Below are 15,390 nucleotides of genomic sequence, written 5' to 3'. Positions count from 1 at the left end.
ATGGAAACCCCATGTTAGAGAAACTTCGCGAACGCCTGCAAGCGCACAGGCCGCAGCGGCTGGTCCTCGACCTGCCCCAGGCCGCGGTGCTGATGCCCATCGTCGATCGGCCGGAACCGACACTGCTGTTCACTCGCCGTGCCAGCCACCTGGCCACTCACGGCGGTCAGGTGGCCTTCCCCGGCGGCAAGCGCGAGGCCGGCGACCCCGATCTGCTGTTCACGGCCCTACGGGAATCCCGGGAAGAGATTGCGCTGCCACCGCAGCAAGTGGAGCTGCTTGGCCGCCTCTCCGACGTCATCTCGCTGCATGGGCTTCGCGTCACCCCCTACGTGGGCCTGATACCGCCGGACCTGCCGCTGGCACCGGACCTCGGTGAACTCGACACCATCTTCGAGGTACCGCTGACGCTGTTCCTGGAGGACCGACGCCATCATACCGACGTCATCCCGGTCGACGGTCGCCCCTACTACGTGCCCAGCTACCACACCGCCGGCCAGGTGATCTGGGGACTCTCCTCGATGATGCTGGTGGAACTGATGGCCGAAGGCTTCGGGCGCCCCGTGAGTCTGCACCGCGAGCCCCCAAGCGGTCGGCTGTGCTACTTTTCCGAACGCCGGCTGCGCGCCCGGGAGGCCCTGGCGCGCAGCTCTTGAACCGCTTCCCTCCCCCACCGCCCCCCCCTACCCGAGTGCAGCGTCCCAGCCGACGCAGGCGCACAACGAAAAGGCCGCCCCGAAGGGCGGCAAGGCAAGGGACGCGAGAGAAGGATAAACCACGGGGTCACTCAGGCAGCAGCACCGCGTCGATCACATGGATGACGCCATTGCTGGCCTCGATGTCGGCCTGGATGACGTTGGCCTCGTTGATCATCACGCTCCCGTCCATGGTGGTGATGGTGATTTCTTGCCCCTGGACGGTCTCGGCACTCTCGAGACCCATGGCGTCCTCCGCCATCACCTTGCCTGCCACCACGTGGTAGGTAAGGATCGCCTGCAGGGTCTCCTGATTCTCGGGCAGCAGCAGCTCGTCCAGGGTCCCCTCGGGCAGGGCGGCGAAGGCGTCATCGGTGGGGGCAAAGACGGTGATAGGCCCTTCGCCCTTCAGGGTATCGACCAGGCCCGCCGCCTCGACCGCGGCCACTAGCGTCTCGAACTGGCCGGCCGCCACGGCGGTATCGACGATGTCGGGATGGTCGTGGGCATCACCGTGACTCCCCGCCTGCACGGCGCCAGCCAACACCAAGCCGGCCACGCCGGCGCCCATCCAACGGGTTGCTGCCTTGAAATGTGTCATGATCTCACTCCTCGAGAGGTTGCCCAGTGGGCAGACAACAGCATTCGGTGCCGGCAGGAGCCCGACGTGGATTCCTATACACGGCAAACTATTTGTACGTGATTGGGAAAAGAAGTTCATCGCTGCTGCGATTATTTTCGGTTCATTTCACTTTGCCGGGACGACCGCAGCGTCGACGCCGCCCGCTTCGGGCTTGACGCCTTGAAGGGCGGCCCGGTAGAAGGAATCAAACCCGACGGAACCCCCATGCTAGAGAACTTTCGCGAACGCCCCGTGCTCGATATCCGGGCCCTCCCCCTGCTGGTCGATGCCCTGGTCGAGCAGGGCTGGTACCTGGGCCCCGGCATGCTCGACCCCGAGCTGTGTCACGACCTCTATGGCGAGCTCATGGCAATGGCCGAGCGCGACGCCCTGACGGCGGCCGGGATCGGCCGCGGCCGCGAGCACCACCTGCAGCGTGAGATCCGCGGCGACGCCATCCGCTGGCTCGACCGCGAGAGCCTCGCCCAGCGGCGCTACCTGGCTGGCATGGCCGAGCTGCAGCGCGAGCTCAACCAGGCGCTCTTCCTGGGGCTGTTCGAGTATGAGGCGCACTTCGCCCATTACCCGCCCGGCGCCGGCTACCAGCGCCACCTGGACAGCTTCCGCGGCCGCGCCAACCGGGTGGTCTCCACCGTGGGCTATCTCAATCCCGACTGGCCCGCCGACGCCGGCGGCGAGATGGTCATCTTCGATGCCCAGGCGCCCGAACGTGAGCTGGCCCGGGTGCGCCCCGAGGCGGGCACCTTCGCCTGCTTCCTCTCGGAGCGCGTCCCCCATGCGGTGCTGCCCGCCCGCCGGCCGCGGGCCAGCATCGCCGGCTGGTTCCGGCGCAACGCCTCCCTGGGCGGCCGGGTGGACCCGGCGCGCTGATGGCTAACCAGGACGACAGCGAACGGCTGCGCCGGCGCCTGGCTGAGCTCGAGGCACAGCATACTGAGCTGGCCGCCCGCCACGCCAGGCTCGAGGCCGAGCACGCCGAGCTCGACGCCCAGCGACGCCACTACCGGTGGCTGGCCGAAAGCACCACCGACCTGATCTCGCGCCATGCCCGGGACGGCACTTTCCTCTATGCCTCCCAGGCGGCCCGCAGCCTGCTCGGCTATGCGCCCGAGGAGCTGATCGGCGTCTCCGCCTACGACCTCTTCCACCCCGCGGACCTGGCCGACCTGCTCAACAAGTCGCCGCGGGTCTACTACCACGACGGCTTCTACCAGCAAACCTATCGCTTTCGCGCCAAGGATGGGCACTACGTGTGGTTCGAGACCACCAGCCGTACCCGCCGCGACCCGGCCACCGGCGAGCTGCTCGACATCCTCTGCGTGTCCCGGGACGTGAGCCGGCGCATCCGCGCCGAGGCCAACCGCGAGCGCCTGGCCCGGGTGGTGGAATCCACCACCGACTATGTGCTGTTCGTCGACGGTGAGGAGCGGCTGTTCTACTGCAACGAGGCAGCCCGCCGGCTACTCACCCTGCCCCGGGAAGACCTCGACACGGCCCTGGCCAAGGCCTACACGCCGGCCTCGCTGGCGGTGCTGCGCGAGATCGTGCTACCCGCGGTGGCCCGCTACGGCTCCTGGAGCGGCGAACTGGAGATGCAGGACACCCGGGGGACGGTGCCGGTGCTCAGCGTGGTGTTGGCCCACCGCGGCCCCGGCGCCGAGCCCGACCATCTGTCGCTGCTCAACCGCGATATCGGCCTGCGCAAGGCCGCCGAGGCCCAGGCCCGCCGCCACCAGGAGCAGATCGCTCATGCCAATCGCCTGGCCACCACCGGCGAGCTGGCCTCCAACATCGCCCATGAGCTCAACCAGCCCCTGGGCGCCATCGGCAACTATGCCAGCGGCGCGCTGATGCAGCTGCGCGCCGACCCGGCGCGCCCTGCCAGCGACCTGGCGCTGCCGCTGACGCGGATCAATGAGCAGATCCAGCGCCTGGCCGAGCGGCTGCGCCATATCCGCACCTTCGTGCGCAAGGGCCAGACCCGGCCGCGCCCGGTGTCGCTGATCGATGTGGTCGATGCCGCCTGCCGGCTCTGCGAATGGCAGTACCAGCAGGCCGGCATCACCCTGGCGCATGCGCTGCCCGAAGCCCTGCCCCGGGTGCTCGCCGACCCGGTGGGACTGGAGCAGGTGCTGGTCAACCTGCTGCTCAACGCCTTGGAGGCCAGCCGCCACCACCCGGGTGCCGACCGGGTCGGGATCGACGCGCACCTCAGCGGCCCGCGGGAGGTGACCTTCCGGGTCCGTGATCGGGGCCCCGGCATCGAGGCGAACCGGACCGCCCATCTGTTCGAGCCCTTCCACTCCACCCGCGCCGAGGGGCTGGGCATGGGGCTGGCCATCAGCCACTCGCTGATGGAAGCCATGGGCGGAAACCTCCGACTTGTCAGCGGTTCCGGTGGCGCCACCTTTGCCGGTACACTGCAGGCCGAACCCAGCCGCCACGCACCGCCTCGGAGCCAGCCGTGACACAGCCCCCGGCCCTCTCGGACACCGACGCCCCCACCCCCCGTGTGGCGGTGGTCGACGACGATGCCGCCCTGCGCGACTCTCTGGCCTGGCTACTCGACTCCGTGGGCCTGGCCACCCGCGCCTTTCCCGACGGCGAGGCCTTCCTCGCCGCCGCCCCCGATGCCTTCGATGCGGTGCTGCTCGACGTGCGCATGCCGGGGCTCTCCGGTCTGCAGGTGCAGCAGCGGATGAACGAGCGCAACGATGACCTGCCGGTGATCTTCATGACCGGCCACGGCGACGTGCCCATGGCGGTGGCCGCCCTCAAGGCCGGCGCCTTCGACTTCATCGAAAAGCCGTTCAACCACCAGCAGCTGATCGACACCGTGCAGCAGGCGCTGGCCGAGCACCAGCGCGCCCGCGAGGCGCGAGCGCGACGCGAAGCGCTGCAGGCGCGCTACGCGGCCCTGCGCCCCAAGGAGCGCCAGATCCTGGTACATGTGGCCGAGGGCATGACCAGCCGCGAGATCGCCGAACGGCTAGGCATCAGCGCCAAGACCGTGGAGGTCTATCGCCTGCGGGCCATGAAGGCACTGGGCGCTAGCAGCCTCGCCGAGCTAGTGCGCCTCTGCGTGGCGCTGGAGCTGGTCGGTCCGCTGCCCGAGTGACTCGCGCCCACCCCGGGGCTTGACCGACATCATGATCCACGCCACTCCCGGCGCACGGGCAGGCGAGACCATGGCATCATCGGGCTGGATTGTCCCGCCCTTCTCACTTCGGAGTCTTCACCGATGACCGGAACCCGCGCCGCCCCCGACCCCGCCACCCGCTCGGCCCGACGTATCGCATTGGGCCTGGGCATCCCCATCCTGCTGATCCTGGCCGTGCTGATCGCCATGCCCTTCATGGCGGGCAACGAGACCCCCCTGCAGGTCGACGGTCAGGTACCGGCGGAGCCGGGCACGGAGCTGGGCGGCGTGCATTTTTCCGGCACCGTGCACCAGTGGGCCGTGTCGGGCAGCCTGGCGATCGATGCCGACCGGGAAGCCCGGCTCTCCTTCCGGCTGCGGGGCCCGGACGGCAGCCCTCCCCGGCAGACCATGCGAGTCCCCATTACCTTCACCATGCCCGGCCACGACATGGAGTTTGAGGTATCGGCCAGACAAACCGGCCCCGACAGTTTTTCCGTCACCTCGGCGCTACCCATGGCGGGGGAGTGGCAGATGCGCATCACCTTCGCCGATGTGGCAGGCGTGCTCCCTTTCCACGTCAGGGGATGACATCCGCGGCCTGTGTGCCTGACCGAGATCACACTTTCTCCCGCTCGGGCGGTGTCGGGCACTACGGTACCTTGCATCTGCCGCCCCGCGGAACGATGATCCTCACCAGACACTCTCTCTGCCGCCAAGGCCTCGACACCGCATGCACCGTATCCTTCTGCAACTGGTCAGCCTCTGCCTGATTCTCGCCCTGTCGGCGGGAACGGTCGCCCTGGCCGGCCTGGAAGCGAGCAGCGACGGCGCCCATGGCGGCCACGGGAGTCACAGCGTCTCTCATGACGTCGGCGAGCACACCGCACAGGGTGAGCCCGACGACTGCTGGACGCCCTGCCTGGGCGCCAGCCACTGCCTGGCCGGTGCCGCGAACCTCGACCGCGCCCTGCCGACCACGGCCGTCGACCGGCCGCCGCAGGCCTGGCCTGGCTCCCTACCGCCGACGCCCTACTACCTGCACGAGCGTCCTCCCAGAACCGCCTGATTACCGCTGACTACGCGGCGACCTTCAGCCATCGCCGAGTTTCGAATGTAATCAGGAGACGCTCATGTCCACGCAAGACCGTAAGCGGCCGCTTGGCCCGCTGGCGCTGCCAGCCTTCGCACCGGCAAGCCTGCGCTTTGCCACCCTTCTCGCTGGCAGCCTGACGCTGGCTGTCGCACTCGGCAGCGCCGGCTTCGCCACGGCCTCCCCGGATCACGACCACGGCCACGGCAGCCATGACCAGAGCGACCATGGCGATCATGGCCATGGCGATAACGGCGACCATAACGATCACGGCCATGGCGACCATGCCCATGGCGACGAGGAACATGCCCACGGCGGCGACGACCATGCCCACGGCGGCGACGACCATGCCCACGGCGGCGACGACCATGCCCACGGCGGCGAGGAGCATGCCCACGGCGGCGACGACCATGCCCACGGCGGCGAGGAGCATGCCCACGGCGGCGAGGAGCATGCCCATAGCGATGACGACCACGCCCACGGAGACGGCGGTCACGGCTGGCAGACGCCTGACGCCTGGGTCGAGCGCGAGAGCCCGCTGGAACCCGATGCCGAGACCCTGGCCTATGGCCAGCAGGTCTATCAGCGCTACTGCTCGGCATGCCACGGCCTAGCGGGCGGCGGCGATGGCCCCGCTGCCAGCGTTGCCGGTTTCAACCCCAGCCCGACCAACCTGGCCCTCCATGGCGCCGCCCATAGCGTCGGAGAGTATGCCTGGCTGATCAAGGAAGGGGGCCACGCCAGCGCCATGCCACGCTACGAGGACAAACTGGACGACGAGGCGGTCTGGTCCGTCGTGCTCTATATCCGCCATGAGCTGGCGGGCGACCATGGCGACCATCAACACTGATCCACGCTTCCCATAGACGGCAGGCCGGCGCCCGAAGGCGCCGGCCTGCCGCATCGCCGCGTAGAGGCCGCCAGGCAGCCTCAGTGCACCGTAATGACCGTGCAGTCGGCGGTGTGACTGACCCGGTGGGACACGCTGCCGACCACCATGCCCTGCAGATCGCTCATTCCGCGACTGCCCATCACGATGGCCTCGACGCCCAGCGCCCTCGCCTCCTCGAGGATCGCCTCCGCCGGCCGACCTGTCACCACGATCTCCTTGACCTCCACGCCATCGAGGTTGATTGCCGAACGAGCCTTTTCGAGCACCGCCCTCGCCTGCGACTCACGCTCGCGGACCAGCCGTTGGATCACCTCTTCGCTTACCGGCAAGCCGCTGCCGCCGATCAGCAAGCCACCATCATCGAGGGGCCGCTGCACCTGAACCAGATACAGCGTAGCCGACGCCCCTGCCAAGTACAGGGCCACCCGCAAGGCCTTCTCGGCAAAGGAGGAACCATCTACCGGAACGAGTATCGACTGGTACATTTCGTATCCCCCGTGCTGAACATCGCCGTGCTGAGCGCGGCATCGCGCGGTCCCAGCTCCTTCGCTTTCAGGCTAGTCGCAGCCAAGCCTTCTGCCCACTGCCCGCCATCGCCGGGAAGTGCCGATCAGGGCATGAGGGCCTCAGATGGCCAGCTCTTCGAGCAACCCCTCGCGCTCGACCGGCGCCTCGGGTTCAGGCTCGCGTTCCGGGGGTGACGCCAGGGCCACGACCTGGCCGGTGGGGTTATCCAGCAGGCCGCGCAGCTGCTCGTAGTCGAAGGCCATGCCGTTGGGGTTGCCCTGATTGAGCAACCCGAGGGTTTCGACCAGCGCCGACATGCCGTGTTCCTGCTCCTCGAGCGGCTCGAAGACCTGCACCAGCGGCTGCCCTTCGTCCCAGCCGACCTTGATCGGCTGGTCGATGATAGCGACCTGGGTGCCCACCGGCACGCTATGAAACACCGACTCGATGTCCTCGGGATACATGCGAATGCAGCCGCGGCTGGCGCGCATGCCGATCCCGTCGGGCTCGTTGGTGCCATGGATCAGATAGCCGGGAATATCCAGCAGGATGGCGTGGCGGCCCAGAGGGTTATCCGGCCCCGGCGGCACCACCGGCGGCGCCGGCTCGCCGCGCTCGGCGGCCTCTTCCCGCATGGAGCGCGGCGGATACCAGGCCGGGTCCTCGAGTCGCATGGTGGTCTTGGTGACCCCGAGCGGGGTATCGTAGCCCTCGCGACCGATGCCGATGGGGTAGGTCTCCACCCGCGGCATCTCGCCCTCACCGACGTCCGGGTAGTAGTAGAGGCGCAGCTCGGCAATATTGATCACGATGCCGGTGCGCTCGGCATCCGGCAGGATATAGCGCGCCGGTATCACCACCTCGGTCCCCTCGCCGGGCACCCAGACGCTGACATCGGGATTGGCGCTGCGGATCTCCTCGTAGCCCACGTTATGCTCCCGGGCGATATCGAGCAGGGTGTCCTCCTCGCTCGCCTCGACGCGATAGACCTCGCCGACCACATTGCCCTCCTCCGGTAGCGGAAAGTGGCCCTGGGGCCATTCCTCCTCGCTCCCCTCATCGGCCAGCAGGCCGGGAGGCAGCAGCGTCAGCCCCGCTAGCAGCAAGCCGGGTACTACATTGCCGAACAGTGCCGGCCGGGAGCGCCGGCCCCCTGGCTTAGTAGGGTTATCCATATCTCAAGACCTCTGTCGTCACCTTGGTGGTGATTAGCGTGAAACCGATGGGGTGGCGACGGCTTCATGGCCCGGGGGCACGTCCCGCGGCTGGCGGCGCGACCAGGCGATCAGCGCGGCCCCGGCGATCAGCATCGGCAGCGTCAGCAGCATGCCCATGGTGACCCAGCCGAAGGCAATGAACCCCAGGTGCTCGTCGGGCAGGCGCACGAACTCCACGGCGCCGCGGAACAGGCCATAGAGCAGCAGGAAGAGCCCGGAGATCAGGCCGCGGCGGCGTGGCTGCCCCGACAGCCACCACAGCACCAAGAACAGCACCACCCCCTCCAGGGCGAACTCGTAGAGCGCTGACGGATGACGCGGCTCCGGCCCCATATGGGGGAAGGGCATGGCCCAGGGCACCTCGCTGACCCGCCCCGGCAGCTCGTGGTTGATAAAGTTGCCGATACGTCCGGCGCCCAGGCCGATCGGCACCAGCGGCGCGATAAAGTCGGTCAGCTGGAAGAAGGCGAGCCGCTTCTTGCGGGCGAACAGCAGCGCAGCCACCAGTACCCCGATCAGGCCGCCATGAAAGCTCATGCCGCCATCCCAGAGCTGGAACAGCCACAGCGGGTTGGCCAGAAACGACTCGATGCCGTAGAACAGCACGTAGCCGAGCCGGCCGCCCAGCACCACCCCGATGGCGCCATAGAACAGCAGATCACCGATGTCGTCGTGACTCAGGCCGAGGCGATGAGCACGACGGCGCCCCAGCCACCAGGCGGCCACGAAGCCAACCACATACATCAGCCCATACCAGTGAATCTGCAGCGGTCCGATGGCTATCGCCACCGGGTCGATTTGCGGGTATTGCATCATCGTAATCCTTACCTTCCAGGTCGTCCGGCCGCCGGCCACCTCCTGCGAGCCATATCGCGACGTCGCAGGGGGAGTGGCTAGCGGTCGCATCACACGCGACGAATTTGCCGCGTTACGTTGGGGATATCGGCAAGAATCAGACGCGGGGAGGTCGCTCCAGGCGGTCAGGCAGTACCTGAGGCAGCGCGGTGACGGTGGCCAAGCCCCTGTGGCCGGCAGGCGGGTCTGCCGTCAATGTCAGCCACACGCCTCCCAGGGGTGGGCAAGGTGCCGGCAGGCAACTACCGAGATCCTGTCGCTCAGTGACATCGTCGATGATGTCGACTGCCACGCCAACGGCGATGTGGGACGGCTGGAGACGCTCACAGTCATGCACCGCTCCGCTGCCGCCTGCCAGGGCAGGCGGCAGACTCAGCAGCACACCGAGCAGCAGGCAAAGCAGCCAGTTAAGGGAGAGTCGGGTCATGGGCAGGGCGTCATCCGGTCGGCGTCAGGACGGCATCGGCCGTGGCCGAACAGTGTTTCACGACACGCACGGCCCCGCAAGCCGTCCTCGCGGAACGGCTGGCAGGGCCCGCAACAGCAGGCGCCGTCGCGTTCACCCCTGCCAGGCGTGGCCGGCGAAGGCCTCATCGAGTTCGGGATGGTTGAGATGATTGGCATAGTTGCTCAGGGTCTTCACCGCCAGGGCCAGCACGATCTGCAGGATGTGCGGCTCCTCGAAGCCGGCCTTCAGGAAGGCGTCGACATCGTCCCGCCCCGGCTTGCCGCGGGTCTCGAACATCACCCGGGTGAACTCACTGAGGGCGGCCAGCCGCTCGTCCGGAATCGGCTGGTCGTTGCGAATCGCCTCGAGCACCTCGGCCGGCACCTGGGACATTATTTCGCCCAGCATGCTATGGGCGGACATGCAGTAGCCGCAGCCGTTGAGCCGACTGATGGTCAGGAACACCACCTCCTGCTGGGGCGGCGTGAAGCCCGAGTCCTGGCGAAACAGCTCATAGCCATGCAGATAGGTATCGAGCACACCGGGCGCCTTGGCCATCCCCTGGTACATGTTGGGTACGAAACCCAGCTTCTCGTTGGCCTGCTCGAGCAGCGGTCGCGCCTTGGCATCGGCATTGTCGAGGGTCTGGGGCGCCAGCTGAATCTTGTAGTCGGCCGTCATGGGGCATACCTCCTGTGAGTCGTGAGACTCCTGGGTGGTGAAACGCCATATCCGGAACGAATGGTCCAAATATGGCAAAAATTGGTTCTTCGCAGACTGGCGTGAACTGGCTTTGTGGGAGGGACGGTTCGACGCCTCGACTTCAGCTCCGGTTCGACGCTTCGACGAAGTAGCGCGCAGCACTACCCAAGGGGCGCCTGCGGCGCCTTCGCCCGGCAGAGCCGGCCTCCCACCATAAAGCCTGCCAAACATGTTCACGCTAAAGTGCGAAGAGTCAAAAAAATCAGCGTAGCGTCGCCAGTACCAGCTCGGCGGCCTGCTCGGCCTCGGCGGCCGCGGTGCCCGCCTTGAGCAGGGCCCGCAGTCCGGCCATCCCCAGCGTCAAATAGAGCGCCAGGGCCTGGGCATCGCGATCGGCGGAAATCTCCCCCTCGGCCTGGCCACGCTCCACCGCCCGGCGAAACAGCGCGGTAATAGCTTCAACGCCCTGGGCGGCTTGCCGGGACGGCCGATCACCGCGCTGGCCCAGTTCGGTGGCGGAATTAAAGATCAGACAGCCAAGCGCCGCCCGCTCACTCTCGCCCTCCCGAGCGGTATCGCGAAAGAGCGCCTCGAAGAACGCCATCGCCGTTGGCGCATCATCGAGGCGGCGCTGCAGCCGTTCGACCAGGGCACGCCGATAGCGCTCGAGCGCCTCGAGAAACAGCTGCTCTTTGTTGCCGAAGGACTGGTACAGGCTGCTACGGGAAATCTGCATGGCCGCCAGCAGGTCACGGGTCGAGGCGGCTTCATAGCCGCGGGCCCAGAAGACCTGCATGGCGGCCATGACGGCCTGGTCGGGGCTAAAGGCGATAGGGCGTCCACGTGTCATGCCATCAATTTAGAACCAATCGTTCCATATTTCAAGCCCCATCCTCACGATGCCGCCCCGCTTTGGCCCCCCCCTCCACATCCGGGTAAACCCGTCGCTCCGGGCAAAAAACATACTTGCAGCACAAAGGTTTACATGATGTCTACCGTTTGACCTGCATCAATGGAAATGCCCCCAATCTGCACTATGGTGAAAGAGCCTTCACCGCTGCTGGAGCCAACTCCATGGTCAGCCACGACACCTCCCACGAGCACCGGCCGATGGATCTTACGGCTAGGCGGCGCTGTGGGTGGGTCGTAGTGCTGAGCCTGTTGCTAGTCGTGCTGCTTGTCAGTAGCGCCAGTGCCCAGCTCACCGACGCTGGGCCTACCGGCCATTCGCAGATCGACCTCCCCCTGAGCGCGGATGCCCTGGACGACACGCTCCCGCAATGCCAGCACGGCCATGGCGCCCTGGCAATGCACCACGCTATGCTGCGTGACGAGCGCCAGGAGCTCGACCCCAGCGTCCCGACGGCCTGCTTGACCTCCCACGCCACGCCACCGGCTGTGCCCGCCCGGATCGGCACGCCTCACGGCCTTCCCGACACCCCCCGCTGTCCCGTATATCTACTGACGCAGCGCCTGCGCCCCTGACATCGATCCACGCCACCCGCGACGCGAGCGATACCCCAGGTGTCCACGCAACGCTTTTCCACGCACCAGATCGATTCGGCCCGGTGCCGAACTTCCCTCAAATCGCTGGGCTCCGTGCCCACAGGAGATACACGCATGAAACACGATAAGCACGCACTCGCTGCCATCCTGGCGCTGGCCCTCACTGCCGGTGGCACCGGCCTCGCCATGGCCCAGGGCAGCATGATGGATGCTGATCAGCCAGACAGGAGCTCCGGCATGATGATGGGCGGCCAGGGCGGCATGGGCCCCGGCATGATGGGCGGCCAGGGCGGTATGGGCCCCGGCATGATGGGTGGCAAGGGCGGTATGGGCCCCGGCATGATGGGCGGCCAAGGCGGTATGGGCCCCGGCATGATGGGTGGCCAAGGCGGTATGGGCCCCGGCATGATGGGTGGCGGCATGATGCCCTGCCCGATGATGGGCGAGGGCATGGGCAAGATGCAGATGCTCGAACCCGAGCAACGCAGCCAGATGCGAGAGCTGATGCAGGAGCATCGCCCCGCCCAGTTCGAGCGCATGGGGCAGCTGATGAACCTGCGCGACGACCTGATGGCCGAGATGCATGGCGAGCGCCCCGACCCGGACGAAGTGCAGGCACTCCACGGCCAGATGGCCGAGCTGCATGGCGAAATGATGGCCGAGATGGTGCGCATGCACAATGCCATGCATGACCTTCTCACCGAAGAGCAGCGCCAGCGGCTTCAGGCGACACCGCCCAGCACCGTCGATCCCGACGACCACGATGCTCATCACTGATTGGGATGTCACTGAGTCGGCAGCCGGACGGCCAGGGTTGGCCGTCCAACCGGCAGCACCAGCAGGAGGCACTCCATGAGCAAGACCAACGCTAAAACGATCACTCTGACGGTCCCCGGCATGGGCAGCGACCACTGTGCCGGCATCGTGCGCAAGACGCTCGAGCGCCTCGATGGGGTAGACGAGATCCAGACCAATATCGCCAGCCACCGAGTCAGCGTCACCGCCGGTCAGGACGGCCCCGAAGGCGATGCCCTGCGCCAGGCAGTGGAGGGCGCCGGCTATGACGTGGCCGCCGTCAGTGACGGTAGCGGCAAGCAACAGGTCCGCCTAACGGTGCCCGGCATGGGCTCGGACCACTGTGCCGGCATCGTGCGCCAGACCCTCGAGCGCCAGGCGGGCATCGAGTCGATCGACACCAATATCGCCAGCCACCGAGTCTCGGTCACCGTCGCCTCCGACGGCCCCGACGGCGAGGCACTCAAGCGCGCCGTCGAGGGCGCCGGCTACGATGTGGCCGCCGTGCAGACCGACGAGGCGGAGGATGGCGACAGCGACGCCGACATTGAGGAAGCCTACCTCGGACAGGCCCGCAAGCGGCTGATCATCGCCGCGATACCCACCACCCTGATCATGCTGCTGATGATGCCGCACATGTTCTGGCAGCCGATCCCGGGATATCTGGCGATCATCGCCGTGCTGGCCTTCCCGGTGGTGTTTCTCTTCGGCGGTATCGCCACTCACAAGTCGACCTGGCGGTCGCTGAAGAACGGCACCTTCAACATGGACGTGCTGATCTCCATGGGCAGCCTGCCCCCCTACCTGATCGGCCTGATCGGTTTCGTCTACCCGATGACGTCATTCATCGAGATGGCCGCCACCATCATGACCTTCCACCTGCTCGGCCGCTATCTGGAGGCGCTGGCCAAGGGGCGCGCCTCTCAGGCCATCCGCCGCCTGATGACCCTGGGCGCCAAGACCGCCCGGGTGGAGCGCGACGGCGAAGAGGTCGAGGTACCGGTCAAGGCGCTGGCGGCCGGCGACATCATGATCGTGCGCCCCGGCGACAAGGTGCCCACCGACGGCGAGGTGATCGAGGGCGAGAGTCATCTCGATGAGTCCATTGCCACCGGGGAGTCGATCCCGGTCTACAAGAGCACCGGCGACAGCGTGATCGGGGCCACCATCAACAAGGAAGGCCGCCTGCGGGTCAAGGCGACCCGGGTCGGCGGCGACACCTTTCTCTCTCAGGTGGTGCGTCTGATCGATCAGGCCCAGGGCTCCCGAGTGCCGATCCAGGAGTTCGCCGACCGCATGACCGGCCGCTTCGTACCCGCGGTACTGGCTATTGCCCTGGCCAGCCTGGTCGTCTGGGCGCTGTTGCCGGACGCCCTGCGCCCGATCCTCGACTGGGGGGCGACCTTCCTCCCCTGGGTGAATCCCGAGGCCGCCACCCCGGTGCTGGCCATACTGGCGGCCATCGCCGTGCTGGTCATCGCCTGCCCCTGCGCCCTAGGCCTAGCCACCCCCACGGCCCTGATGGTGGGCTCCGGCATCGGCGCCGAACGCGGCATCCTGATCCGCTCCGGCGAGGCGATCCAGACCTTCAAGGACGTCAAGGTCATGGTGCTCGACAAGACCGGCACCATCACTCAGGGCGAGCCGAAGCTGACCGACGTCGTCGCCGCCGAGGGTGTCGAGGAGACGCGCCTGCTGACCCTGGCGGCGAGCGTCGAGAATGCCTCGGAGCACCCCATCGCCCGGGCCATCGTCGAGGGTGCCAAGGAGCGCGATGTCAAACCCGGCGAGGTCAGCGAGTTCCGCTCCACCGGGGCGCGCGGCGTCTCCGGCAGAGTGGGCGAGGAGAAGGTGCTGATCGGCAACCGCCGCCTGCTGGAAGAGGAAGGGGTGACCGGCCTCGAGGCCCTGGATGACGCCATGGCCGAGCTCGAGGGCAAGGGCCGCACCGTGGTGATCGTCGCCGCCGATGGCCGTGCCCTGGGGCTGGTGGCCGTGGCCGACACCCTCAAGGAGGAATCAAAGGAGGCGATTCGCGGTATGCACGCGCTGGGCCTGCACGTGGTGATGATCACCGGCGACAACGAGCGGGCCGCCTGGGCCGTGGCCGCGGAGGTGGGGATCGACGAGGTCCAGGCCGGGGTGCTGCCCGAAGGCAAGGTGGATGCCATTCGCGCGCTGCAGGAGAAGCACGGCAACCACGTGGCCATGGTCGGCGACGGCATCAACGACGCCCCCGCCCTCACCCAGGCCAACGTCGGCATCGCCATCGGCGCCGGGGCCGACGTGGCCATCGAGGCCGCCGACGTGACCCTGGTGCGCGGTGAGCTGACCGCCGTGGTGGACGCCATGCACCTCAGCCGCGCCACCTTCGCCAAGATCGTCCAGAACCTGATCTGGGCCAGCGGCTACAACGTGGCCGCCATCCCCATCGCTGCCGCGGGCCTGCTGCACCCGATGATCGGGGTGATTGCCATGACCACCAGCTCGCTGTCGGTCATCGGCAACTCGCTGCTGCTCAAGTGGCGTTTTGCTCGAGTGCAACCCAGCCGGGAGTCATCCAGCCCGCAGCCATCGACTCAAGAGCAAGCCAAAGGAGACATCTCATGACACGACATCGCGCCCCGGGACACCACACGCTAGACACCGGCTCACAGCACCCTCCGGAAGCAGAGCGCCAGTCGCCGCCAGACAAGCAGGCCGGGTCCCTGCACTATTGGCTGATGACCACCTGCCTGGTGCTGATGGGCGGCGCCTTGCTATTCGTCCTGTGGCGTGGCCAAACAACGGGCGGCCTCTTGCTGCTGCTACCCATGCTGCTGTGCCTGGGCGCGCACTTCCTGCTGCACCGTCACCATGGCCGCCACGGTGATGAATGACGCAAGCGCAGAGTGTTGC

At 67.4% G+C, this 15,390-nt stretch carries 18 protein-coding genes; 11 read left to right on the top strand and 7 right to left on the bottom strand.

Translation table 11 applies throughout. The features are described 5' to 3' along the window. The first annotated feature begins 11 nt into the window (after positions 1-11). Positions 12-656: a CoA pyrophosphatase gene (locus ACZIYR_RS05390; protein WP_483528489.1), complete on the top strand. Its 645-nt coding sequence runs from the start codon at positions 12-14 to the stop codon at positions 654-656. A 127-nt stretch (positions 657-783) separates the two neighbouring features. Here ACZIYR_RS05390 and ACZIYR_RS05385 read toward each other — a convergent pair whose 3' ends face one another. Beyond that, positions 784-1,296: a fasciclin domain-containing protein gene (locus ACZIYR_RS05385; protein WP_473032745.1), complete on the bottom strand. Its 513-nt coding sequence runs from the start codon at positions 1,294-1,296 to the stop codon at positions 784-786. A 246-nt stretch (positions 1,297-1,542) separates the two neighbouring features. On the opposite strand from ACZIYR_RS05385, the gene ACZIYR_RS05380 reads away from it, so the two are divergent. The 6 genes from ACZIYR_RS05380 (at position 1,543) to ACZIYR_RS05355 (ending at position 6,420) form a co-directional block, all read left to right on the top strand. Next, positions 1,543-2,208, top strand: coding sequence for a 2OG-Fe(II) oxygenase (locus ACZIYR_RS05380; RefSeq protein ID WP_483528488.1), 666 nt, complete (start codon positions 1,543-1,545; stop codon positions 2,206-2,208). Further along, positions 2,208-3,806, top strand: a complete 1,599-nt coding sequence (locus ACZIYR_RS05375) for a PAS domain S-box protein (protein ID WP_483528487.1) — start codon at positions 2,208-2,210, stop codon at positions 3,804-3,806. The genes ACZIYR_RS05380 and ACZIYR_RS05375 overlap by 1 nt, the downstream gene beginning before the upstream one ends. Then, on the top strand, positions 3,803-4,456 hold the full coding sequence (locus ACZIYR_RS05370) for a response regulator transcription factor (protein ID WP_473032742.1): 654 nt from the start codon (positions 3,803-3,805) through the stop codon (positions 4,454-4,456). Before ACZIYR_RS05375 ends, ACZIYR_RS05370 begins: the two co-directional genes overlap by 4 nt. Before the next feature lie 123 nt (positions 4,457-4,579). Then, on the top strand, positions 4,580-5,068 hold the full coding sequence (locus ACZIYR_RS05365) for a FixH family protein (RefSeq protein WP_473032741.1): 489 nt from the start codon (positions 4,580-4,582) through the stop codon (positions 5,066-5,068). A 142-nt stretch (positions 5,069-5,210) separates the two neighbouring features. After that, positions 5,211-5,546 (top strand): hypothetical protein, encoded by a 336-nt coding sequence (locus tag ACZIYR_RS05360; protein WP_473032739.1) that lies wholly within the window; start codon positions 5,211-5,213, stop codon positions 5,544-5,546. Between the two features lie 64 nt (positions 5,547-5,610). After that, a complete protein-coding gene (locus ACZIYR_RS05355) occupies positions 5,611-6,420 on the top strand; it encodes a c-type cytochrome (protein WP_483528486.1) in 810 nt (269 codons plus the stop codon). Between the two features lie 80 nt (positions 6,421-6,500). Here ACZIYR_RS05355 and ACZIYR_RS05350 read toward each other — a convergent pair whose 3' ends face one another. The 6 genes from ACZIYR_RS05350 to ACZIYR_RS05325 form a co-directional block, all read right to left on the bottom strand. After that, entirely contained in the window at positions 6,501-6,947 is a 447-nt protein-coding gene (locus ACZIYR_RS05350) for a universal stress protein (protein WP_473032737.1), read from the bottom strand. A gap of 141 nt (positions 6,948-7,088) precedes the next feature. Further along, positions 7,089-8,144: a L,D-transpeptidase family protein gene (locus ACZIYR_RS05345; protein WP_483528485.1), complete on the bottom strand. Its 1,056-nt coding sequence runs from the start codon at positions 8,142-8,144 to the stop codon at positions 7,089-7,091. A 33-nt stretch (positions 8,145-8,177) separates the two neighbouring features. Then, positions 8,178-9,002 (bottom strand): prolipoprotein diacylglyceryl transferase, encoded by an 825-nt coding sequence (gene lgt, locus ACZIYR_RS05340; RefSeq protein WP_483528484.1) that lies wholly within the window; start codon positions 9,000-9,002, stop codon positions 8,178-8,180. Positions 9,003-9,138: 136 nt separating this feature from the next. After that, positions 9,139-9,468 carry a hypothetical protein gene (locus ACZIYR_RS05335; RefSeq protein ID WP_473032733.1) on the bottom strand — a complete coding sequence of 110 codons (330 nt, stop codon included), beginning with the start codon at positions 9,466-9,468 and terminating at the stop codon, positions 9,139-9,141. Between the two features lie 132 nt (positions 9,469-9,600). Further along, a complete protein-coding gene (locus tag ACZIYR_RS05330) occupies positions 9,601-10,170 on the bottom strand; it encodes a carboxymuconolactone decarboxylase family protein (RefSeq protein WP_473032732.1) in 570 nt (189 codons plus the stop codon). A 283-nt stretch (positions 10,171-10,453) separates the two neighbouring features. After that, positions 10,454-11,041: a TetR/AcrR family transcriptional regulator gene (locus tag ACZIYR_RS05325; protein WP_483528483.1), complete on the bottom strand. Its 588-nt coding sequence runs from the start codon at positions 11,039-11,041 to the stop codon at positions 10,454-10,456. Between the two features lie 224 nt (positions 11,042-11,265). Between ACZIYR_RS05325 and ACZIYR_RS05320 the strand changes: the two genes are divergently transcribed. From ACZIYR_RS05320 to ACZIYR_RS05305, 4 genes are all read left to right on the top strand, one after another. Beyond that, complete coding sequence (locus ACZIYR_RS05320) at positions 11,266-11,676, top strand: hypothetical protein (RefSeq protein WP_473032730.1); 411 nt, start codon at positions 11,266-11,268, stop codon at positions 11,674-11,676. Positions 11,677-11,811: 135 nt separating this feature from the next. Then, complete coding sequence (locus tag ACZIYR_RS05315) at positions 11,812-12,474, top strand: Spy/CpxP family protein refolding chaperone (protein ID WP_483528482.1); 663 nt, start codon at positions 11,812-11,814, stop codon at positions 12,472-12,474. Positions 12,475-12,549: 75 nt separating this feature from the next. After that, a complete protein-coding gene (locus tag ACZIYR_RS05310; RefSeq protein ID WP_483528481.1) occupies positions 12,550-15,102 on the top strand; it encodes a heavy metal translocating P-type ATPase in 2,553 nt (850 codons plus the stop codon). Then, a complete protein-coding gene (locus ACZIYR_RS05305; protein ID WP_483528480.1) occupies positions 15,099-15,371 on the top strand; it encodes a hypothetical protein in 273 nt (90 codons plus the stop codon). Before ACZIYR_RS05310 ends, ACZIYR_RS05305 begins: the two co-directional genes overlap by 4 nt. The last annotated feature ends 19 nt before the right edge of the window (positions 15,372-15,390 follow it).

The organism is Billgrantia sp. NRB1 (assembly GCF_056921725.1).
This window is presented reverse-complemented; position numbering and strand designations above follow the sequence as displayed.